Source organism: Myxococcales bacterium (assembly GCA_022184915.1).
In the GTDB taxonomy this organism is placed as follows: domain Bacteria; phylum Myxococcota_A; class Polyangia; order Fen-1088; family Fen-1088; genus JAGTJU01.
On sequence record JAGTJU010000001.1, the window covers coordinates 1,582,241 to 1,603,981 of the forward strand.

Genomic DNA, 21,741 nt, shown 5'->3' on the forward strand with positions numbered 1-21,741 from the left:
GGTGTAGACTGGCGTCGCACCTGAGCCCCTGCAGCCCCACTTACGCCCCTGCGAGGGACTGTCCCTCACCGTCCTCAGGGCGAAAGCAGGGTGCCCACCGATCCGGGAGAGCCCAGGGCCGCTCTCACTTCCCCGGGACCCACGATGTGAAACGCCCCGACTCCCGCCCCGAGGGGGACGAAGGCTTCCTCGAGCTTGGGGATCATGCCGCCCGTGACCGACCCGCTGGCGATGGCCGCCTGGGCCTCGGCTACGGTGAGGTGACTGAGGCGACTTGCGGGATCGCTGGCGTCCTTTCGTAGGCCACCGACGCCCGACACCGCCACGAACGTGGGCGCGGCGAGCGCTTCGGCGAGGCGGCTGGCGACGAGGTCGGCGTTGAGGTTCAGAACGGGCGCTTCACCAGCGGAGGCGTAGCCCAGGCAGGAGAGCACCGGCAGGCGTCCGTCGCCCCACAGGGTCTCGAGGAGCGCCAGATCGAAGCCCACCACGTCACCAACGAGCCCGAGATCGACGGGGCCCGGGGGCCCTCCCGAGATGACGCGCGGAGGCCGCTTCCCCGCCCGGACGGCCCCGCTGCCCGCGTGCAAACCCACGGGCCGCGCCCCTGCCCTTAGCAAAGCGGCGCAGAGCTGGACGTTCAACTGGCCCGCCACGACCATGGTGAGCACCTCCAGGGTGCCGGCGTCCGTGACCCTGCGCCCCGCCACCGTCTGCGTGTCGACGCCAAGCCGGCGCGCAAGAGCGGTCACCTGGGGGCCTCCTCCGTGGACGAGCCCAAAACGATGTTGCGGGTGTTCAGCCACCGCGCGGGCGATGTCCTCTGCCACGACGGTCCGCACGCCGTCCGCCAAAACGTCTCCGCCCAGTTTGACGACGATGCAGCCCATGGTCGCCTCACTCTGCGAAGGGGTCGAGAGGCATGGCTGACGCGCGCCGCCGCTGGCCTGGCGACGGCCGTCGGGCCGCTTTCGCCTTCACGGGCAGCGCCTCGAGCTTGGCGAACACGGGTTTGTCGATATCGGGGATCACCCGGAGCTGGGCGCTCTCGAAGCCCTCGAGGCGCAGGGTGAGGTCGAGCGGGCTGGCGCTGCGGTCGAGCGAGAGGGTATGCGGCGTCGTACCAAGCAGAGTGCCCTGTGTATCCACGATGTCTGCGCCCTGAGGAAAGGAGTCCACCGAGATCTGCGTGGTGGGGGCAAGCAGAGGCTCTGCGGGAGGCGGCGGGGCCGCGGGGATGACCGATGCGGGCGGGGGCGCCGCCCCGGGGGCCGCTCGTCTCGAAACGCCGAAGGCCCACAGAGCCAGCAGCGTGCCCAATCCGAGCCCCATCCCCAGCGTTCTCCTTCGGCTTTGGCCCACCCAGCGAAGCGTCCGCAGCAAGATTGCGCTCGTCCGCGCTGGCAACGCGGTGTCATGGCGATCGTGAACTCCGCGCCCTGACGGCGGGTCCTCGAACGGAGCGTCTTCGTGGCCCTTTGCCGCCGCGGCGTCTTCGGCTTCGGCCAACGCCAGCGAGATGGCCGAGAGCTCCTTGGGCAGAATGCGATCTTTGCTCTCGGTGACCTCGTCCTTGAAGAGTTCGCGAAGAAAGTTCGGGAGCCTCTGGCTGAAGTAGCGCATCTCGTGCAAGGCCGTCTCCAGGTCCAAGGCCATCGCCTTGCAGCTTGAATAGCGGAGGTCCGGGTCACGCGCGAGCGCCCTGGCGACGATGGCATCCACCTTGGGGGTGACACCCGCATTGATGCTGGATGGTGGTGGCACGGGCATCTCGAGGATCGCCTTCATCGCCGCCAGGGGGTGGTCCGCCTTGAACAGCCGCTGGCCGGTCAGGCACTCGTGGAGCACCACGCCCAGGGCGAAGACGTCGATGCGATGATCGACGGGGCGTCGGTGGATTTGCTCGGGCGCGAGGTACGCCACCTTGCCTTTGACCGCCCCGGCCTGCGTCTTCGTTTCCTTCACCTCCTCGGCCGCGCGCGCGATGCCGAAGTCGAGCACCTTCACGGCGCCGTTGAAGCCCAACATGATGTTGGCCGGGGTGACGTCGCGGTGGATGATCTGCAGGGGGTTTCCGTCGGTTCCCGTCATCATGTGCGCGTGATGCAAACCCAAGCACGTTTGCCGAGCGACTTCGCAGATCACGTCGGCAGGAGGCAGTTCGTTGTCGACGGCAAGCTTCTCCATCACGGCGCTCAGGTTACGGCCGTGCACATATTCCATCGTGAGGAAGTGCGTGTCGGCGAGCCGACCGAACTCGTAGACCTGAACGACGTTGGGATGCGAGATCAGCGCGCAGATCTTGGCTTCGTCGATGAACATCTGAACGAAGCGTGGATCCCGGGACATCTCCGGCAAGATCCGCTTGACGACGAGCACGCGCTGAAACCCCTGTGTTCCGCGCGCCACGGCGCGAAACACCTCCGCCATGCCGCCCTGGCCGATCTTTTCCAGCAGAACGTAGCGACCGTACCTTTCGGGCTGAACGGACATCTTGACTGCTGCTGCCACCACCAGATGTTCAACGCTAACGGATTTTCCGCGAATCCGCGAGGCGGGGCTTCGGCTACATCGACGCACCCACGACTCAAACGAGAGTGAGGATCTGCCGATGGTCCGCGGGGGCCACAGGGCATGGCCCTCCTTTTTTGGATGTTGGATGTCACCATGAAGTTCTCGGTCCTTGTCGCAGCGTTTCTGATGTGTCTCGCGGGGGCGGGTGCCGCGTGGGCGGAGTCGCCGGAGCAGCGCGAGGCCGCGCGGCAGGCGTACACGACCGGGGACCTCGCTTTCAAGGAAGGCCGGTACGAGGACGCACTCACCGCCTTTCAACAGGGCTACGAGCTGTCTCACCGGGCGCGCTTTCTTCTCAACGTGGCCCACACGCAGCGCAAACTGGGGCAGATGCGGGAGGCGCTGGCGACCTACAAGCGCTTCCTGTTGACGGATCCGAAGCCCGCCGATCGGAGCTTGGCGGAACAAATGGTCAAGGAGGTGGACGCGCTCTTGGCCGAAGAAGACGCCCTCAAGGCGACGTCCGGGCCGCCCCTGCCATCGGCAGCCGATGCCCCTCCTGCGTTTCAGGCCGCGCCCCCGGTCGTCATGCACGCCGACGCGAGCGCGGCCCCCGCCCCTCCACCCCTCGTGCAACGCTGGTACTTTTGGGCAGGCTTGGGGGCCTTGGTCGCGGCCGGCGTGGTCGTGGGCGTGGCGCTGAGCGGGGGTGGTGACCCAGGCCGCACGAACGGCAGCTGGGGAGAGTTGAGGCTATGAACGCTCCGGTACGGGGGGGACTGCCGGCTTTCCTGCTTTGGGGGATGCTTGCCCTGTCGTGTGGGGGCGGCGCGGACACCCCCGGGACCAGCGTGTTGCTGTCCGTGAAGAACGCTCCCGGGCTCGAGCGGCCGAACGAGGTGCAGATCGACTTGTACGAGGGCAGCAGCACTCAGGTGCGACAGTCGGTATCGCGTCTCGTCGCGAGCGGCACCTCGGTGACTCTCGGCGATCTCGTGATCTACCCCGCGCCCGAGACGCCTCGGCTCCGCGTGTTGGTCTTCGGGCGACGGGGTGGGCAGGTGGTGTCCTCCGGGCTGGCGGAGGTGGTGCCCCAGACCGGTCGCCAAGTGGGGGCCGTGGTGACCTTGATGCCGGGGTTCCTCGGCGCTGAAGGGGGGGCGCCGGCGGCGGGCGACGGCGGCGTGCCGGACGGCGCCACGGGAGGGGAGGGCGGGGGGGCCGGTGGGAACGCCGCAGCTCCCCCGGTCGACGCAGGCGCGAGCGGACGTGGGGGCGCGGGAGGCTCGGGCATTTCGCCCTCTCCCGAGAAAAAGCAAGCGGGTGAAAGTTGTGGTGGGGGGACGGACTGCGTCTCGGGGGCGTGTCGGGACAACGTGTGCTGCGACCGGATCTGCTTCGGCAGCTGCTTTACCTGCCAGGCGCCAGGGCAGCCCGTCGGCCGCTGTGCCCCCGCGGCGAACGGTACGAGCTGCCGCTCTGCCACCTGCGGGTCGAACGGGCGCGTACTTTCGCAGTACGTCTGCGACAACGGCGCCTGCGATCGGCAGGACACCACCTGTGAGCAACGAGAGTGCGACGCCCGCGCCCTCACCTGTCAGTGATTCACGGCCAGGGTCCGCTGTCCTCGAGCGACGTGCCTTCGTCGACGCCCAACATCAGGTTCATGTTCTGAATCGCTTGACCCGCGCCCCCCTTGATGAGGTTGTCGAGCGCCGCCTGAGCGCAGACCATCCGCCTGCCGTTGCGCACGGGCCCGCTCACCACCGCCACCTCCGCGAAGTTGCTGTGGGCCACGGCGGCGACTTCCGGAAGGCGTCCTTCGAGGAAGCGCACGAACGGCTCGTTGGCGTAGCTGTCCGTGTAAGCCTTGCGAAGCGCCTCGTCCGAGATGTCGTCGGGTAGCTCCACGAACGCCGTGACCAGAATGCCGCGCGACAGGGGGGCGGAGACCGGCACGAAGCGCAGTTCGAAATCGCGCGCGCCCGCCGCGCGAAGGGTCTCTTCCACCTCGGGCGTATGTTGGTGGGCCATGGGTTTATAGCTCTTGAGGTTCACCGCGCGGGTGGGGTGGTGCGTGCCCGCCGACGGTGAGATCCCGCTGCCGGAGGAACCCGTGATGCCTTGCACGGCCACCGCGCCCGTCAACCAGCCCGCCCGTGCGAGAGGCAGGAGCGCAAGCTCGATCGAGGTCGCAAAACATCCCGGGGAGGCCACCGCCTCGGCCGAGGCGATGCGCCCCCGATTGAGTTCCGGCAAGCCGTAGACGAAGCGTCCCAGTAACTCGGGGTGAGGGTGGGGACCGCCATAGTAGGCTTCGTAGTCTTCGGCGCGGCTCAGCCGAAAATCGCCCGACATGTCGACGATGCGCACACCCAGCGCGAGCAGGTCGGGCGCGACGCGCGCGGAGATCTTGTGGGGCAAACCCAGCAGCACGACGTCGCAACCCTGGGCTGCCACGGCGGGTGTCACGTTCTCGAAGCGCAAGTTCGTTCGGCCCGTGAGGGGTAGGTGAACCGCCCCCAAGAGTTCACCGACGTGGTCAGCCGAAGCCACGCGCACGAGCTCGACGTGAGGGTGCATGAGCAACCGCCGAATCATCTCCGCGCCGCCGTAGCCACTACCGCCGATGACGGCTGCCTTGAAGGCCTTCTGCGTGATCTTCACTCTCGAAGTCTACGCTTTGCAGGTGGCCATGCGCACGAAACGAGCCAGTTCACGTTGACAGTGCTCGGGGAGCCGCTCAGGCTCGAGGCGTGCTGAGATCGATGTTCCGAGGTCGCTTGGCTCTCCTGTCGTGTATCGCCCTGGCACCGCTGCTTCTGTCCCGGACCGTCAGGTCTGCCCGCGCCGCTGAGAAGCCCGCAGTCCGCAAGCCCTCAGGCGAGCCCATCATGCCGCTCGCCGACGTGAAGCCCGGCATGGAAGGCTACGGGCTCACGGTCTTCCAGGGCGTCACACCGGAGCGCTTCAAGGTCAAGGTGGTCTCGGTGCTTCGCAATTTTTTGCCGCGCCAGTCGGTCATCCTGATGCGCGTCGAGGATCCGAGGGTCGAACACACGGGGGTCGCGGCCGGCATGAGCGGCAGCCCGATTTACATCGACGGCAAGGTGGTGGGCGCGTTGGCCTATGCGTGGGCCTTCTCCAAGGAGCCTCTCGCGGGGGTGACACCCATCGAGGCCATGTTGGAGGACGGTCAACGCCCCTTGCGTCCCCCCGCGATGCCAAGCCTCGCCACGGACCGCGGTGCCGCGGGCGCGCGGGCGTCGCAGCCCCTGCTGGGGCAAGCGCAGCTCGTTCCCGTCGGCGTGCCGCTTGCGTTCTCGGGCGTGGCCCCCGAGGCGATCGACGATGTGCGGGAGGCGTTTTCCGACCTGGGGCTGATGCCCGTGAGCGCCGGAGGCGGAGGCGGGACAGGGCGGCCCGAGATCGTGCCTGCCATCGTGCCTGGTGGGTCGGTAGGTGTCGAGCTCGTGCGGGGAGACATGTCCGTGACGGCCACGGGGACCGTGACGTACGTCGAGGGCAACACCGTGCTGGCCTTCGGCCACCCCATGATGAGAGCGGGCCAGGTGGATCTGCCGATGGTCGGCGCCGAGATCCACGCCATCATGCCGAACCTGGCCAATGCCTTCAAGTTGGCCTCTCCCCTCGGCGAGGTAGGGGCGTTGCGCCAGGATCGGGGCGCCGCCATCGTGGGGCAGCTGGGCGAAAAGGCGCCGCGTGTTCCTCTGTCCGTCAGCGTGACCCGGGCGGGAGAGAACCCTCGCCCCTTCTTCGTGGACATCGCCAAGAACGACGCCCTGACGCCGCTCTTGGTCTCCGTGGTGACGTCGAGTGCCGTGTCCGTGAGTGAACACGATCCGGTGGACATGGTGGTGGATCTGACCACGAAGATCGAGCTCGGCGGTGGCAAGCAGGTCGTTTTGCGCGATCAGGCGTTTTCCACGGCGGGGTTGTCGCCGCGGCTGTTGTCTGCCACGCAGGGGTTCAAGGCGTTCAAGGCGCTGCTCGACAACCCCTTTGGCCGCGTCGACCTGCGCGCGCTGTCGATCGAGGCCAACGTGACGTACAAACGCGACACGCTGGAGATCGTGGGGGTCCAGATCCCGCGGCGTCCGGTCCGCGCGGGCAAACCGCTCGACCTTCGGGTGCTGTTGCGTCCTTTCGGCGGGCGCGACACCTGGCGGACGGTCAGCATCGCCCTGCCTCATCGAATCGAGGGCCGCACGGTGGACATCGAGGTGGCGAGCGGTGCCACCGTGACGCCGTTCGTGCCGAAGCCCGAGAGCCTGGCCGATCTCATCGCCTCGTTTGGCACGTACTACACGGCGGGCCAGCTGGTGGTGAGCGTCACGCTTCCCGAGACCGGCGCGGCGCTTCGGGGAGAAGCGCTTGGCGCCTTGCCTCCTTCCGCGCTCGACACGTTGATACCGGCCCACGAGACCCGAAGGGCACAGCTTCATCGCCTCTTCGGCCGCACTGTGATCGAAAGCCCCGAGATCGTGCTCGGCAAGGCGTCCGTCAAGGTCCGGGTCGACGATCAGGCGCTTGGCGCGAACGACTGAGCCTCAACCCCTGCGGGGCCGTCATCGACGCGCCTTGGGCCGTCGTGCGCTCCGGCTCACGGAACCCTTCTTCGTGACCGGCGCCAAGGAAAACGAAAGCCGGGGCACTGGATCGCCGGTCCCATAAAGCCATGTATACGTGAAGTAGGTTGAGAGCACGCGCTTGGTATACCCACGGGTCTCGTCATAGGGGATCATTTCGATGAATTCGTCGAGCGGGCGGCTTCCCCGCTCGGCGAGCCACCGATCCACGGCACCTTCGCCTGCGTTGTAGCCCGAGATCGTGAGGGGAACGGTGCGGTTGAAATGGGTGAGCAAGAAGCCAAGGAAACGTGAGCCGAGCGCGATGTTCTGGGCGGGGTCGAGCAGCGTCTCTCGCGTGACGGGGCGGTCGGAGAAGCGCTGGGCTGTCTTGACCAGCATCTGTGTGAGGCCGATGGCGTTGGCAAAGGACTCGATGGTGGGAGAAAACGCGCTTTCCTCGCGCATGATCGCCAGTTGCAGAAACTGGGGTACGTCGTTGGCCGTGGAGTGGGTGGCCACGTACTCGGGAAAGGCACGCGGGTACGACAAACGCCAGGCTGCGGCCCGCGCGCCCTGCGGGTGTTCCCGCTTGTAGTCCGTCAGCGTATACCGGGGGATCGCGTGAGAGGCGTTCCACACCCGACCCCGGTCGAGCAGGACGGCCGACAGCCACAGCGCGCGTTCACGCAGGGACACCCCTTCCGCGCGTTCACCTTCGTTCCCCGCTTCCGCTAGATCCAGGCGCGCCAGCTCGCGCCGGGCCTCCGCGCCCAGCCCCAAACGCGCCAGCTCCACGGCACGTGCAAAGCCGGGGGTTGCGTAGACGGGGCTGTGGCCAAACGCGACGGGCCAGGGATCGTCGCCGAGACTCGCGTGAAGCTCACTGACGAGTTCGCGCGCGACCTTTGGAAAGAGTTCGCGCAAGCGGCTGAAGGCCAACAGTGCGTAGTACGAAAGCGGGTAGGTTCGGATCGCGGCTTCGAAGGCGGCGCGGCACTCTGCCATACGGCCTTGCCGCTGATAAATTCGCCCCTTCCAGTAGAGGGCGCGCCCTTCAGCAAACCACATCGTTTCGCGCGGGATGAGCCGTAGGTTCTCGTCGAGCCAGTGCAGCGCCTTTTCGTAGTCCTTGCCGTCATAGGTGGCGAAGGCCAAGCGAAAAAGAGATTCTCCCAACATATCGCCTTCCGCGTAGCGCTTGGGGACCGCTTCCAACATCAGGCGCGCGCCTTCCGTATCGCCACTGTCCTGCAGCAGTTCGGCCGCCCGGACGCGGGCGTCGTCGGCGTAGCTGTGGGCAGGAAATTCCTTTTCGACGATGGCGTACTTGGCGAGCGCCGTGTCTCGGTCTCCCGCGCTCGCACGGCAACGGGCGCCTTGGTAGAGCGCCTTGACGACCAGATCTTCGTTTCCTGCCGCGCGGCAATAGGCCTCGGCTTCGTCGTAAAGTGCCGAGGCCAGGGGACGTTGCCGCTGTTTGAAGACGGCCTGCGCCCGGAGATAGCGGGCTTCGCATACGCTGGTCGGATCCTTCAGGCCACCTTTGCCGTCCTTTCCGCTCTTGAGGGCTTCTGCAAAGGCGGGCTCGGCCTCACCGTTCTGGTTCTTCTCGTGCAGCTGTTTGGCGCGCTCGAACCAATCTTCGGGCGAGGGGCTGCCGAGGTGTGCGGCCTCGGGGGGAAGTGAAGGCACGAGGCTTTTGATCCTGTCCTCGGCTCGGCGTGCCCAGGCCTCCAGGGGCGCCAGACTCCATATCATCCGGTACTGGGGAATCACCTCCGACGCAGGGCGGCCGCGCTTCTCGAGAGCCGTGGCGAAGCGAAAGCGGGCTTCGGCGCGTCGGGGGCCTTTTTCGTACTTGCGCAAGAAGGTCTCGGCTTTGGCCTCGAGCTGCTCCCATTGCTCGAGCCGCTCGAGCGCCTCGAGCGCGACGAGTTGCGATTCGGCGTCCGACACCGCCTGCGGGTCCACCCGCTCGACCCACGCGAGGGCAGCCGCTGCGTTGCCTGCGCGCAGGTGCGCGCGGGCGGCGTGGTATGCGTGGTAGTCCGCTAGAAGAGGGTAGTCTGCGTGCAGGCCCTCGAAGGCGGTCGCAGCCGCTGCGGACTGTCCGGCCTCCGTCAGGGCCAGCGCGCGGAGGAATCGGCTTGGAAGCGCCTCCGGATGGCCGTCCTTCATGTGTGCCAGTGCGGCATCAAACGCACTCACGGCTCCGCGGTAATCGTCCAGGCGGTAGAGCGCGGCGGCGTTCGCCGGTGCGCCCGCACGGAAATAGGGGTTGAGCCAAACCTTGTCGATGCCCGGGGCTGCTTCGCGGGCCTTCGCTCCCGTGGCACTTGCGGGGGCCGCGACGCCGCCCAAGACCGTTGCGAGCAGGTAGGTCAGCAGGGGGTGAGAGGACGAAAGGGTTCGGCGCACCCGTGAAAGCCTACGACCTTGGCGAGGGAGGGGCAAAAAGCCCTGCGCGCCTTTCGCGCTCTATTTTTTCCAGACGCAGACGCGGTTGCGGCCGCCCCGCTTGGCTTCGTAAAGGACCTGGTCTGCTGCCGCGATGAACTCGATGGCATCTCGCAACGACGGGTTCGGCACCGAAGCCATGCCGACGCTGATGGTCACCGGGATCACCTTGCCGTCGTACGTGAACTGTTTGTTGGCCACTCCCGAGCGCAGGCGCTCGGCCACGATGCGGCCCTGGTTGCCATCGGTGCCCCGGCAGATCACTGAAAACTCCTCGCCGCCCACCCGGGCGAACACGTCCTCCACCCGGATCGAGGCCAGGATGATCGACGACACCTCGGAGAGCACGTAGTCGCCTGCCAGGTGTCCGTAGGTGTCGTTGATGGACTTGAAGTGGTCGAGGTCGAAGGCCACGAGCGTGAGAGGAATGTGGTGGCGGACGGCATACGCGAATTCGCTCTCGACGCGGTCCATGAAGTACTTCTTGTTGAAGGCCTTCGTCAGATCGTCCCGCAGGGCCGATTCGTACATCTGCCTCTGAAATACCTCGTCGAGCTTGTCGTGGTAGGTGAACTTGAGGACCGTGTTCGAGCCAACCAGGATCTTGTCGCCGTCTTGCAGTTCGTGGTTCGAGACGCGAATGCCCTTGCAGTAGGTGCCATTCGTGGAGCCGAGGTCGCGCAGGAAGACCTTGTCGCCCTCGACCACCAGCTCGCAGTGTTCACGCGAGATCCCCTCGTCGAGGATGCGGATGTCGGCTCGCTGCCCACGGCCGATGATCGTGCGCTCGCGACCAAGCTTGAACATCTCGCCCATCATGCTGCCAGCCAACACGATGAGATAAGCCTGATCCCGCCTCGGGGCGCTCCGCCCCGGGGCAAGTTGTGGTGGCGCCTGTACGTGGGTGACGTCGTCCCAGCTCACGGAAGTCTCATCTCGATAGTACCATCGGCCTGGCCAAATCGCCTGCGACGACGATTTCTAAATCGAAACGGACCGCGCCGCCAACTTCCGAGCGGGGTCAGGCGCGCTTCTTCCCAACCTACAGGCGCCCAGGTTCGCCTCCGCTCACGCTTGACGGGCAAGGGCCTCGGCAAGCGCCCGCAGCGGGGCGGCGGAGGGCCCAAAGCCGTCGAGTGCACGCACGGCCTCGGCGGTGAGGTCGGTGAGGCGGGTGCGCGCCTGCCCGGCCAAGGCGGCGTGTTCGTGGTCGGCGAGATCGTCGGCGTGCTGGAAGGCTACGCCATAAGCCTGTCCGAATCGCGCCAGCGCGGCCCGCTCTCGGGGGGCCGCTCCCGCCACCACGGCGCCAATTTCCACGGCGGCGCGGAACAGCGCGCCCGTCTTCTCGGCGTGCAGCCGATCGGCCTCGTCCATGGTGGTGGGCGCCGGCTCGCCCAGGTCACGGGCTTGCCCTCGCACCATTCCCGACAGCCCGCTGGCTTCGGCCAGGAGGCGCGTGGCTTCCAGGTAGGGAAGGGCCTTGCCGGGCTCATCCTTCGAGGCCAAGGCCCCGGCTTCGGCCACCCATCCGAACGCCAACGTCAGCAGCCCGTCTCCGGCCAGGATGGCCATCGCGTCGCCGTAGACTTTGTGGTTCGTGGGACGGCCCCGGCGCAGGTCATCGTCATCCATCGCGGGCAGATCGTCGTGCACCAGCGAATAACAATGGACCAGCTCGATGGCTGCCGTCGCCACCCGCACCGGCTCGTCGAGCGGGTGACCCAGGGCCTCGGCGGCCGCCAACCCCAGGAGCGGGCGCAGCCGCTTGCCTGGGGAGAGCAGCGAGTACCGCATCGACTCTATCAAGCGGCCCGGGTCTTCGGCCGCCACGGGCTGCGGGAGGCGGGCCTCGAGCAACGCTTCGATCTCTGTGCGGCGCACGCGCACCCAGGCAGACAAGTCGAAGGGAGCGCTCACTCCGGGCCCCCCCCGAAAGGCGCAGTCTCGAGGTTGGGGCCGGCCAGCAGCACCTCGACGCGCTTTTCTGCTTCGTCGAGCACACCGGCGCCCTGCCGACACAGCTTCATGCCTTGCTCGAAGCAACGCAAGCTGTCTTCCAGGCTGAGGTTTCCGCTCTCCAGGCGTTCGACCAAGGAACGCAGCTCTTCCAGAAGCTCGTCGAAGCGGCGGGGCGCCTCGCTTGCCGACTGTGGGTCCGTCATGGCCCGGCTTCTATCGCCCTCGGGCGCTTCGAGCAAGCGGCGCAGCGCTGGCCTGCCGAACCCCGACGATGTCGCAGCTCAGAGCGGTTCGAGATCCCGCGGCTGAGCGGCCGCAAACTCGATCACCGAGGCCAGCTCAGCGGGCTCGACCCCGTACCAAAACACGTGCCAATCGGGCAGCCTCACCAGACCGTCGCATTTGCGCGTGTACCAGGGGTCGATGGGGTTGTCGGCGCGGCCACGCCAGAAAAAGCGCGAATAGTCCCGCAAGACGAGGTTCCAGATGTCGCCTCCGATGCCATCGCCCTGGGCCTGCCGCTCGACTGCAAATTTCGACAGGTATGCGCCTTGGGCCGAGTTGAGCAGCATGGCGGCTCCACGATAGTTCTCCTCGAGGTAGATCCGTTCCCACGGTTGCTCGAGGGCTCCCGCCCGCAGCTTGCGTCCGAAGGCGCTCTCGATGAGCCCTTCGAGGCGCTCGCGATCGAGCGTGTCCAGGCTGCGGTGGGTTTCGATGCGCGAGCCCTTGCGAATCAGCGTGCCCGAGCCCGACACCGTGAACAGCTCGCGCAGCAGGTGCAAGGGGTTCACGACGGTCACGTTCATGCGGTGAGGGACCACGTCGAGAAGGGACTTGGTTCTGCGCAACAGCAGCTGATTCCGCCGGGGCAAGTCGGTCCCGGTCAGCAGATGATCGTAATCGGTGGCCAGGTTCACCACGTCGATGCGTGCAGCGCCTCGGCGCTCGACGCCGACCCCGGTGGACAAAAAGATCACCTTGCGGGTCTCGAGGGCGCTTGCCAGCCGGGCGAGCGTGCCGAAGCGGGCCTCCGCCGTGAAGGCTCGTGCGGCCTGGAGCGACACGATGGGGATCTGGTTCGTGGCGATGGCGTGGCGGACCAGCGTGAGGTCGGGCGCTCCCAGATCGGCGGAAGCACCGATGATCTGAGCCGGCACCTGATCCTCGTGGAGCCACTCGAACACCCGTCGCGCGTTGTCGTCTGCTTCCTTCGCGTCGAGCACGCCGATCAAGACCACGGGGATCAGCCCGAGGCCCGTCAGGATGCGCAGATCGAAGTGCAGCGGGTCGAGCGCCGTCTTGAGGATCTGCGCGTCGGCCGAGATGATCGCAAAGCTCTCCTTGCGCTGCGACCTGAAGAGCTTGAGGTAAAGCTCGACATCGGCCTTCTTGCCGACACTTTCTACGAAGCGCTGGATGACTTCCGGATCCATGAGGCCGTGCCAACAGAAGGAGAGTGATCGGGGCGGGGTGAGTAAGCCGGCGTTGAGGCCCTACAAAATGCGGCCTCGGCCCGCGGGCGTCAATGGTGTCATCGCAGCTCGGCCCGGGCGCGGAGGCAGGTGGCACTTCCCCCCCGGAATCCCAGGCTTACCTTTCGGTGCGGCGGGGCGATGGTAATCTAAGGACGTGAAAGACGCCGACTCGGTCGCCAAAACGCACTTCGCCACGGGGGCGCGGCCTGCCCCCGCGGGGGCGGGCGCGCAAGGCGACGACGCTCAACCGCCCGGCGCTCCGCCGGATGCGTACGTGGGCCGGCTCATTGGGGAGCGCTACCGCATTCTGGCCCGGCTGGGGGAAGGGGGAATGGGGCTCGTGTTCCGGGGGGAACACGTGCTCATGAAGAAGCCGGTGGCGATCAAGCTGCTTCACCGAGAGCTCGGCAGTCTCGACGACGCCGTCAAGCGGTTCGAGCGCGAGGCCCAATCAGCCTCCCGCCTGTCGCACCCGAGCATCGTTGGCGTCACCGATTTCGGACGCGCGGAATCCGGAGAGCTCTTCCTGGTGATGGAGTTCGTGCCTGGTGTGCACTTGGGTGATTACCTCGAGCGCACAGGCCGGCTGTCCCCGCTCAAGGCGCTGTCCGTCTGCCGCATGATCCTGCGCGGCTTGGCACATGCCCATCAGGCGGGCGTGGTCCATCGCGATCTCAAGCCTGCCAACGTCATGCTGGTCGAGCGAGACGGGGAACCGCGCCGCATCGAGGGGGTCAAGATCCTCGACTTCGGCATCGCCAAGATGACCGAGTCAGCTGGTACGGCTGAAGTGGCGTTGACCCCGGGGCGGGATGATCTTCGGGACCCCAAGCTACATGTCTCCCGAGCAAGCCACGGGCGAACAGGTCGATCACCGCACCGACATCTACGCTTGCGGCGTCATGTTGTACGAGATGCTGGCAGGGCGAAAGCCCTTCGTGGCGGACGACCTCGTGAAGATCATGGCGATGCAGGTCACGGCCCCTCCGCCCTCCTTCGACAAAGTGGTGCCCAAGTCCGACATCCCTGCGGTGCTCGAACGCGTGGTCATGCGGGCCCTGGAAAAGGAGCGCCAGCGTCGCTACGCGTCCGCCATCGACTTTCTGGCGGCGCTCGATCAGGCCGAGTCTCACATTCAAGCGGGTGAACCTTCCCGGGTCTCTCTTCAGCGCCGCGTTCGTCGGTCCAGGGAAGGCGCTCCGGGATCTTCGTGGCAAGGCGTCGTTGCCCGCGCGTCGCGCCGTCTGGCGGTTGCCTGGGCAGAGCCCAAAACAGAGGCGGCTGCTGTTGGGGGCGGGTGCCGTGGCGCTGGCGTTGGTCTTCGTGCCCACGCTCCTCGGGCGCGAACCCGTGGCGCCGAAGCCGGTCAAACCCGCGCTCCGCGGGCCGCTCAAGCAAGCCGAACATGCGATCGCCGACGGTCAGATCCCCGAAGCCAAGGCTATTCTGATGCAGCAGCTGTCGAGTCACCCCGACAGCGCCCGCGTTCATTTCCTCCTGGGCACGATCGCGTTTTCCGAGAGCGATCCCGATGCCGGGCTCGAACGCTACGGTGAGGCCCTGGCTCTGGACCCCGGGTTGCGGGGCGATGCGGCCCTGCTGTACAACGTGAAGGCGCTCTTGGCCGATCGGCGCCGCGACGTTGCAGCCCTCGCTTTTTTGGCCGAGAAGGTGGGGGCTCCCGCGGGAGAGACGCTGGCGGAGATCGCGAGTCGCGACCTGCGGTCCCATTTCAGGCAGACCGCCCGCGCCGCCTGCGAGACGCACGACTGCCTCGACGACGTGGATCTGGTTGGCAGCTTCGAGCTGGACCTGCGGCAGGCGAAGACCTGCGACGCCAAACGCGAGGCGATCGGGGGACTCACGGCCACGCGGGACGCGCGGGTGATCGACATTCTGAAAAAAGCCCGACGAAACCGTTCGGGAACGCTCGGGCGATGGTTGGGATTGGAGGGGGGCAACGACTGCGTGCGCAAAGAGATCGAGGACGCGCTGAAGGAGTTGGGGGCGTCTTGACGCCGAACACCTCGGCCGTTTAGGGGGCCCCGCCGGCCGGGAGCCGGGCAGGGTGGGCCTCGAGTGTTTCGGGGTCGATCACGACTGGGTGTCGCGCCACGCGGTCCCAAGAAAAACGGCCCAACAGGTCCTTTGGGCGCAGGCGCTGGCCGGGCGCGCACAGGCCCGCGGACGCCGCGAGCGCGCCCACGAGGGCCTCCGGCTCGATCCCCCGGGCGAACAACGTGGCGATAGGCGCCGGGCGGTTGCGCTTTGCCAAGCGCACGCCGTCGGGCGCGAGGACCATAGGTACGTGCGCGTAACGGGGTGGGGTGAAGCCCAAGGCGTGGTGCAGGGCGAGCTGCCGGGGCGTGGAGGCGAGCAGATCGTCGCCCCGGACCACCTCCGTAACCCCCATTAACCCGTCATCGACCACGACGGCCAACTGATAGGAGGCCAGACCGTCGGCCCGCCACAGGACAAAATCATCCACGCGTGACGTTTGGGGCCCGCAGATGGTGTCCTCGAAGGAGACCGATTCGCCTCCCCGATAACGAAAAGCGGTCTGTTTGTCTCTGGCGCGCGCGTGGGCACTGACCTGATCGGGGGGCACCGTCCGGCATGTCCCGGGATAGGCCGGGCCCTCCTCCGCCAGGTGAGGTGCGCTGGCGGCGCGCGCGAGGTCGGCCCGTGAGCAGGCGCAGGGGAAACATCGCTTTGAGTCGAGAAGGGTGTCGCGGGCTTGGCGATACAGCGCATGTCTTTGGCTCTGCCAGTGATCGGGATGCGGTGTATCCCCGGTGGGCCCCTGGTCCCACGTGAGGCCTAAACGCCGAAAATCCTCAATGATCCCTGCGGCTGTCCCGGGAACCACCCTTGGCGTGTCCAGGTCTTCGATGCGAAGGACGATGGCCCCGCCCCGAGACTTGGCCGAAAGCCAGGCGAGCAGAGCCGTACGCGCGTTGCCCAGGTGCATCGCGCCGGTAGGGCTGGGCGCCAGGCGGCCGGTGGGAACGGTGGGAGGGATTGGAGGCGCTAGGGGGGGGCTCGTCATTTTGCGTGCTGCGCTAGGAAGGGGGGAAACTCGGCCAGGGGCACAACTTACAAATGACCCACGAAAGTTATTGCCAAACAGCCAAGCAACCAACAAAACTGCACACTCGAACACCAGGTTCCAACAGGGGGAGCCCCACGGGGGCAGGAGCCAATGAACACCACAATCGATACAAGCAGCAAGGTCCTCTTCATCGGAGGAAGCCAGCGGAGCGAGACGTACGTGCGCGCGCTCGAGACCGCCGGCTACACATGTGAACACACACTTTCACCTGACTCGGGGATGGCACGGCTCCGAGACCCGGACAAGGCCTACGATCTAGTCATTTGGGATACCGAGCTTCAGGCCCGCGAGCTGGACGAGGCGTTCGACAAGGGGGCGTTATCGCGCCCGCATGCCGACCCTGTTGCTGCTCGAGCGGCTCTACCCCTGGGTGGCCGCTCAGGGGGCGCCGCCCCGGCTCGCTCGACTACCTCATCAAGCCGGCAACGCCGGACGACGTGGCGGCCGCCGCCGACCAAAACGTGCGACTCGTCAAGGCGAAGCGCTACGTGGAGTACATGCGGCAGCAGGCGCTCGAGTTGGCAGACCTGCTGGGCAAAACCGTCGATTTGCTGGGGCCCACCGGGTTACGGCTTCGACAGCAAGGAAGAGTCGCAGCGGATGCCGCTGTCCGACCGCGAGGAAGAGATCGCGCGCTGGCTGGCGAAGGGACATCGGGTCACCCAGATCGCCAAGATGCTTCAGATCAGCCCACACACCGTGCGCAACCACTTCAAGTCCATCTTCCGGAAGATGCAGGTGCACTCGCAGGTGGAGCTGCTCGCACGGCTGCGTGAGGAGTTCGAGGGCGTCTGACGTCGCGTGAACACCGCAGGCGGAACCGGGGGCAAAGGCCTCCGGCACGACCTGCGGAACGGGAGCCCCGGCCGCGGCCAGGCGCTCTACCCCCTTGGGAGGTTGGACCCCGAAGGGGTAGCTGTGCCGGCCGCGCGTCCATGGCCCGCCCCTCGATTCATGCGCGTGGCTTTCCGCGCGTTTTGCAGCGGCAAAGCCGAGGGCGCTGATAGACTGGGCTCACATTGAGGAGAACAAAGTCGCCCGCCGTGCTCGCGGCCATTGACGTGGGAACGAACGCCGTTCGCTTGAAGATCGCGCGCATCCTGTCCGACGGTGCCATAGAGCCGCTGCACGAAGAGCGCGACCCGATCCGTCCTGGCGAGGGCGTATTCAAGAGCCGGGTCATGCGCAAGGAGGTCGCCGACCGGCTCCTGTCCACCTTGAGGCGGTATGCGGCCCTGTCGAAACGACACGGGGCTCGCGTCCGCGCCGTGGCCACCAGCGCCATCAGAGAGGCACGCAACCGGGACGAGATCCTGCGCCGGGTGCACCGTGAGTGTGGCTTCGAGCTGGACGTGGTCTCCGGGCGCGAAGAGGCCCGGCTGATTTGCCTGGGCGTGCTGCGGGGCAAGGCCCCCGAGCCAGCGCTCGATCCTCATCGACGTGGGCGGCGGTTCCACGGAGGTGGCTTCGGCCAAAGGGGGAAACGCCCACGAATCTGTGGAGCATCGCCCTGGGAGCGGTACGGCTGTCGGAAACCTTCGACACCAGCAAGCCGCTCGATGCCAAGGGGCTCAAGATGATCCGCGCCTACGCTTCGGAGCTCGTTTCCGAGTCGTTGCCTTCCCACGTGATCGGGATGCCTCAGGCGGCGCTCGGCAGTTCGGGCTCGATCCGCGCGCTGGTGGGGTACGCCGCCACCCCGGGAACGGGCCATGCGACGCGCAAGCAGATCGTGAGGGCCGTCAAGGAGCTGGCTCTCATGACGATGGAGGAGCGGCGGGCGCACTTCGAGCCGGGCCGGGCCGAGGTCATCCTGGCCGGCGCGGTCATCGTCGAGGCGGTCATGAAGGGCCTGCATCTCGAGTCCGTGGCGGCCGTGCCGAGCGGGCTGCGGGATGGGAATCCTCGTGGACCTGATTCGCAGTGGTCGGGGTCAGGCCTACGACCCATCGCTACCGGATGCCGCCTTGTCGCTTGGGCGCCGCTTCGGTCTCGACGAACGGCACGCGCGTCAGGTGGCCGGGCTCTCGCTCGAGCTCTTCGACCAGCTGGCCGATCTTCACAAGCTGCCCGCCTCGCTGCGCCCCCTGCTCGAGGCGGCGGCGTTGCTCCACGACGTGGGCCACGCAGTGAACTATCAGAAGCACCACCGGCACACGTTTTACCTCATCGACCAAGCGGGACATCCCGGGGCTTGCGGACCACCAGCGCCACATGGTGGCGAGCATTGCCCGCTACCACCGAGGAAGCCCTCCGGCTCCCACGCACAACGCGATGGCGGGCTTTTCTACCGACGAGGTCCAGCAGGTGACCAAGCTTGCCACGTTGCTGCGCGTTGCCGATTGCCTGGATCGCAGCCACCATCAGCCGGTCAAGCACGTGCGGGCCCGCATGGCGACGGTGCAGGTGGCGCTGAAGGTGGTCTCGGACCGTCCGGTCGACCTCGAGTTGTGGGACGCTTCCCGGGAAGCGGAGCTGTTTCGTCGCGTCTTCCGTAAGCGGCTCGAGCTCGTCTGGGCGCGCCGCTGAGGGGGACTCTGGCGGGGGCTTTCTTGCTGCGTCAGGAGCAGCCCGGAGAGCGTCGCGGTTTTCGCGGCGGCCCCTTGCGGTATCGGGGGGTTTGCGCGTAGATCCCGGGGCGATGAGCTCCGATCCCCAAGCGGCCTTGAAGGCTTTTTCTCCGTCCCACGCGTTCTTCGTGGGCATCGACTCCGACGGTTGTGTCTTCAACTCGATGGAGGTCAAACACAACGACTGCTTCAGCGTGAACGTGGTGAAGCACTTCGGGCTGTCCGCTGTGTCACGCCAGGTGCACGAGGCCTGGGACTTCGTGAACCTCTACTCGCAGTCCCGTGGCTGCAATCGATTCAAGGCGCTGGTCGACGTCCATGGACTTGCTTCGGGAGATGCCGAAGGTGGTGGCGGCGGGGGTCAGTGTTCCGGCGCTGCCCGCGCTGCGCGTTCTGGGTGAAGGAAGAGTCCACGCTCGGCAACCCCACCCTTGCCACCCGCATCCAGGCATCCTCGGGCGACGCCCGGCGCGAGCTCGAGCTTGTGATGGCGTGGAGCCTGGGGGTCAACGCATTCGTCAAGGACATCGTGAAGGAGCTGCCGCCGTTCGTGGGCGCGCGCCGGGCGCTCGTGCAGCTCCAGGGCAAGGCCGACGTGTTGGTGGTGTCGGCCACCCCCGCCGAGGCGCTCGAGCGCGAGTGGGCAGAACACGGGATCGATGCCTACGTCAGCCTGATCGCCGGGCAAGAGATGGGCTCGAAGACGGAGCACCTCACGCTGGCTGCCAAGGGGAAGTACGATCCGCACGCCGTGCTGATGGTGGGTGACGCCCCCGGCGATCTGAAGGCCGCCCAATCCGTGGGGGCCTTGTTTTTCCCGATCAATCCGGGAGATGAAGAAGCCTCCTGGGCCCACCTCGTCGAGGAGGGATTACCGCGCTTCTTCGGCAAGACCTACGCCGGTGCCTACGAGGCGGCCTTGATCGCGGCCTTCACGGCGCGGCTGCCCGCGGTCCCGCCGTGGAAGCGGGCGTGAGGGGCTTGGCGCTCGCGCGTCGGCGTGTCAGGCACGAGAGGGTCCATTCGTTCACTGCGTTCGAGAAGGGAAAGCAAAGATGAGCCAAGCACAAGCGAACTTCGGGATGATCGGCCTTGCCGTCATGGGGCGCAATCTGTCGCTCAATGTGGCGGATCACGGCTTCAAGGTGGCCGTGTGGAACCTGGAGACGCCCGTCACCGAGGCGTTCGTGAAAGAACACGGCAGCGAGCGCTTCGTGGGCGCCAAGACGCTGGCCGAATTCGTGGGTGCGCTCGAACGCCCCCGCCGCATCATGATAATGATCAAGGCCGGTAAGCCCGTGGACGAGGTGCTCACGCAGCTCAAGCCGCTGCTCGAGCCGGGCGACATCGTAATCGACGGTGGAAACACCCACTTCCAGGAGACCCGCCGTCGCGAGGCGGACCTGGCAGCCTTGCAGATCCGCTTCGTGGGCATGGGCGTCTCGGGAGGCGAAGAAGGCGCCCGCCGTGGACCCGCCCTGATGCCGGGCGGTCACCCCGACGCCTGGACGGCGCTCAAGCCGGTGCTCGAGTCGATCGCTGCCAAGACCGATTCGGGCCCCTGTGTCACCCACGTGGGTCCCGACGGCGCGGGCCACTTCGTGAAGATGGTTCACAACGGGATCGAATACGGCGACATGCAGCTCATCGCCGAAAGCTACGATCTGCTGGCCCGAGGACTCGGCCTCTCGGCGGACGAATTGGCCAGCACGTTTGCGCGCTGGAACGAAGGCGAGCTTTCGTCTTTCCTTGTCGAGCTGACGGGCCAAGTCTTCGCCAAGAAGGACGTCGAGACGGGCAAACCGCTCGTGGAGCTGGTCCTGGACAAGGCGGGCCAAAAGGGGACGGGCAAGTGGACGGCCGAGCTGGCGCTGGACCTGGGCGTGCCCATTCCCACCGTGACCGCGGCGTTGGATGGCCGGGTGCTGTCGAGCATGAAAGCCGAGCGCGTGGCCGCAGAACCTCGCATCCGCGGGGTGGTCGCGGCCAAGGTCTCAGGAGCCGAGCGGCAGGCGTACGTGGCCGCCGTTCACGACGCCCTCTTGGCCTCCAAGATTTGTTCGTACGCACAGGGCTTGGCCTTGATTCGCAAGGCGAGCGAGCAGTACGCCTGGTCGATCCGCCTCGAGGAGATGGCCCGCATCTGGAAAGGGGGGTGCATCATCCGCGCCCGCCTGCTCGACGCGATTATGCGGGCCTACCAGAGGAACCCGGAGCTGCCGAACCTTCTGCTCGACGCCGAGTTCGAGGGCCGTATGTTCGAGGCGCAGGCGGGTTGGCGCAAGGCGATCGGCTACGCCCAGGCGCTGGGAATCCCGGTGCCCGCGATGTCGGGGAGCCTGGCTTACTTCGACAGCTACCGCACCGCGCGCTTGCCTCAGAATCTCACGCAGGCGCAGCGCGACGCTTTCGGCGCGCACACCTACGAGCGCTGGGACCGGCCCGAGCTGGGCTCCGTCCACAGCGAGTGGCTCAAGTAGCGCCTCGGTGGGGGCGGGCGCTGCGACGCTCGCCCACCATCAGCCCCGGGTAAGCTGTTCAGCCTGCGACGGCGAGCTGAATACGCCGGGCGAGATCGGCGCCCAGGCCCTGGGCCAGCTGGGTCGGTTTCCAGGTGAGCCCGAGGCCTGGGTCACTGCGGCCGTCGTCGAACTTCGGGATGATGTGGAAGTGCACGTGGAACACCGCCTGGTGCGCGCCGGCTCCGTTGTTCTGCAGCACGTTGAAGGCCTTGGCACCCGTGACCTTCAACACGGCACGCGAAAGACGGGGAAGCACGCGCCCGATGGCAGCGGCTGCGTCGTCGGACAACTGGTCCAAGGTTTGGGCGGGCTCTTTGGGAATCACCAGCATATGCCCAGCCGACAGAGGGTTGATGTCGAGGAACGCGAGCACGTGCTCGTCTTCGTAGACGCGGTGGCAGGGGATTTGGCCTGCCAGGATCTTCGTGAAGATCGTTTCAGCCATGGCGGCAGTCTAGCAGCCGTTCGCCGCCAGACCCGCCCCTGCCCGTGCGGTCGCTGGGTCGATGGGGGTGGCGTTCGCCAGGCGTGGGA

19 protein-coding genes and 1 pseudogene are annotated in these 21,741 nt (G+C 66.8%); 10 read left to right on the plus strand and 10 right to left on the minus strand.

Translation table 11 applies throughout. The annotated features are described in order from the left end of the window. Positions 1–74: 74 nt before the first annotated feature. On the minus strand, positions 75–890 hold the full coding sequence (gene argB / locus KA712_06600; GenBank protein MCG5052612.1) for an acetylglutamate kinase: 816 nt from the start codon (positions 888–890) through the stop codon (positions 75–77). Positions 891–897: 7 nt separating this feature from the next. Continuing rightward, positions 898–2,511 carry a serine/threonine protein kinase gene (locus tag KA712_06605; protein ID MCG5052613.1) on the minus strand — a complete coding sequence of 538 codons (1,614 nt, stop codon included), beginning with the start codon at positions 2,509–2,511 and terminating at the stop codon, positions 898–900. A 156-nt stretch (positions 2,512–2,667) separates the two neighbouring features. Here KA712_06605 and KA712_06610 point away from each other — a divergent pair, with 156 nt between their 5' ends. Both KA712_06610 and KA712_06615 read left to right on the plus strand, forming a co-directional pair. Further along, positions 2,668–3,273, plus strand: coding sequence for a hypothetical protein (locus KA712_06610; GenBank protein ID MCG5052614.1), 606 nt, complete (start codon positions 2,668–2,670; stop codon positions 3,271–3,273). Continuing rightward, entirely contained in the window at positions 3,270–4,118 is an 849-nt protein-coding gene (locus tag KA712_06615; GenBank protein ID MCG5052615.1) for a hypothetical protein, read from the plus strand. Before KA712_06610 ends, KA712_06615 begins: the two co-directional genes overlap by 4 nt. Before the next feature lies 1 nt (position 4,119). Here the strand turns inward: KA712_06615 and argC are convergent, their stop codons facing one another. Beyond that, a complete protein-coding gene (argC, locus tag KA712_06620; protein ID MCG5052616.1) occupies positions 4,120–5,115 on the minus strand; it encodes an N-acetyl-gamma-glutamyl-phosphate reductase in 996 nt (331 codons plus the stop codon). Between the two features lie 167 nt (positions 5,116–5,282). On the opposite strand from argC, the gene KA712_06625 reads away from it, so the two are divergent. Next, positions 5,283–7,082, plus strand: coding sequence for a hypothetical protein (locus KA712_06625; GenBank protein ID MCG5052617.1), 1,800 nt, complete (start codon positions 5,283–5,285; stop codon positions 7,080–7,082). Between the two features lie 21 nt (positions 7,083–7,103). Here KA712_06625 and KA712_06630 read toward each other — a convergent pair whose 3' ends face one another. The 5 genes from KA712_06630 to KA712_06650 all read right to left on the minus strand — a co-directional run bounded on the left by KA712_06630 (position 7,104) and on the right by KA712_06650 (position 12,961). Continuing rightward, positions 7,104–9,524 carry a tetratricopeptide repeat protein gene (locus tag KA712_06630; protein ID MCG5052618.1) on the minus strand — a complete coding sequence of 807 codons (2,421 nt, stop codon included), beginning with the start codon at positions 9,522–9,524 and terminating at the stop codon, positions 7,104–7,106. Between the two features lie 60 nt (positions 9,525–9,584). After that, positions 9,585–10,382 (minus strand): diguanylate cyclase, encoded by a 798-nt coding sequence (locus KA712_06635; protein MCG5052619.1) that lies wholly within the window; start codon positions 10,380–10,382, stop codon positions 9,585–9,587. Positions 10,383–10,631: 249 nt separating this feature from the next. Further along, positions 10,632–11,483 carry a polyprenyl synthetase family protein gene (locus KA712_06640; protein ID MCG5052620.1) on the minus strand — a complete coding sequence of 284 codons (852 nt, stop codon included), beginning with the start codon at positions 11,481–11,483 and terminating at the stop codon, positions 10,632–10,634. Beyond that, positions 11,480–11,728: an exodeoxyribonuclease VII small subunit gene (xseB, locus tag KA712_06645; protein MCG5052621.1), complete on the minus strand. Its 249-nt coding sequence runs from the start codon at positions 11,726–11,728 to the stop codon at positions 11,480–11,482. Before xseB ends, KA712_06640 begins: the two co-directional genes overlap by 4 nt. Positions 11,729–11,806: 78 nt before the next feature. Next, positions 11,807–12,961 carry a hypothetical protein gene (locus KA712_06650; protein ID MCG5052622.1) on the minus strand — a complete coding sequence of 385 codons (1,155 nt, stop codon included), beginning with the start codon at positions 12,959–12,961 and terminating at the stop codon, positions 11,807–11,809. A gap of 196 nt (positions 12,962–13,157) precedes the next feature. Here KA712_06650 and KA712_06655 point away from each other — a divergent pair, with 196 nt between their 5' ends. Both KA712_06655 and KA712_06660 read left to right on the plus strand, forming a co-directional pair. Next, on the plus strand, positions 13,158–14,150 hold the full coding sequence (locus KA712_06655) for a serine/threonine protein kinase (protein ID MCG5052623.1): 993 nt from the start codon (positions 13,158–13,160) through the stop codon (positions 14,148–14,150). Further along, positions 14,147–15,019 carry a hypothetical protein gene (locus KA712_06660; protein ID MCG5052624.1) on the plus strand — a complete coding sequence of 291 codons (873 nt, stop codon included), beginning with the start codon at positions 14,147–14,149 and terminating at the stop codon, positions 15,017–15,019. Before KA712_06655 ends, KA712_06660 begins: the two co-directional genes overlap by 4 nt. 19 nt (positions 15,020–15,038) lie before the next feature. Here the strand turns inward: KA712_06660 and gluQRS are convergent, their stop codons facing one another. Further along, complete coding sequence (gene gluQRS / locus KA712_06665; GenBank protein MCG5052625.1) at positions 15,039–16,052, minus strand: tRNA glutamyl-Q(34) synthetase GluQRS; 1,014 nt, start codon at positions 16,050–16,052, stop codon at positions 15,039–15,041. Positions 16,053–16,715: 663 nt separating this feature from the next. Between gluQRS and KA712_06670 the strand changes: the two genes are divergently transcribed. The 5 genes and pseudogenes from KA712_06670 (at position 16,716) to gnd (ending at position 21,165) form a co-directional block, all read left to right on the plus strand. Further along, positions 16,716–16,910: a helix-turn-helix transcriptional regulator gene (locus KA712_06670; protein ID MCG5052626.1), complete on the plus strand. Its 195-nt coding sequence runs from the start codon at positions 16,716–16,718 to the stop codon at positions 16,908–16,910. A gap of 224 nt (positions 16,911–17,134) precedes the next feature. After that, a pseudogene (locus KA712_06675) lies at positions 17,135–18,644 on the plus strand (Ppx/GppA family phosphatase). A 112-nt stretch (positions 18,645–18,756) separates the two neighbouring features. Then, a complete protein-coding gene (locus KA712_06680; protein ID MCG5052627.1) occupies positions 18,757–19,086 on the plus strand; it encodes a hypothetical protein in 330 nt (109 codons plus the stop codon). Continuing rightward, a complete protein-coding gene (locus KA712_06685; GenBank protein MCG5052628.1) occupies positions 19,083–19,661 on the plus strand; it encodes an HAD hydrolase-like protein in 579 nt (192 codons plus the stop codon). Before KA712_06680 ends, KA712_06685 begins: the two co-directional genes overlap by 4 nt. 79 nt (positions 19,662–19,740) lie before the next feature. Further along, positions 19,741–21,165, plus strand: coding sequence for a decarboxylating NADP(+)-dependent phosphogluconate dehydrogenase (gnd, locus tag KA712_06690; GenBank protein ID MCG5052629.1), 1,425 nt, complete (start codon positions 19,741–19,743; stop codon positions 21,163–21,165). A gap of 58 nt (positions 21,166–21,223) precedes the next feature. Here gnd and KA712_06695 read toward each other — a convergent pair whose 3' ends face one another. After that, positions 21,224–21,652, minus strand: a complete 429-nt coding sequence (locus tag KA712_06695) for an HIT family protein (GenBank protein ID MCG5052630.1) — start codon at positions 21,650–21,652, stop codon at positions 21,224–21,226. Positions 21,653–21,741 lie beyond the last annotated feature (89 nt).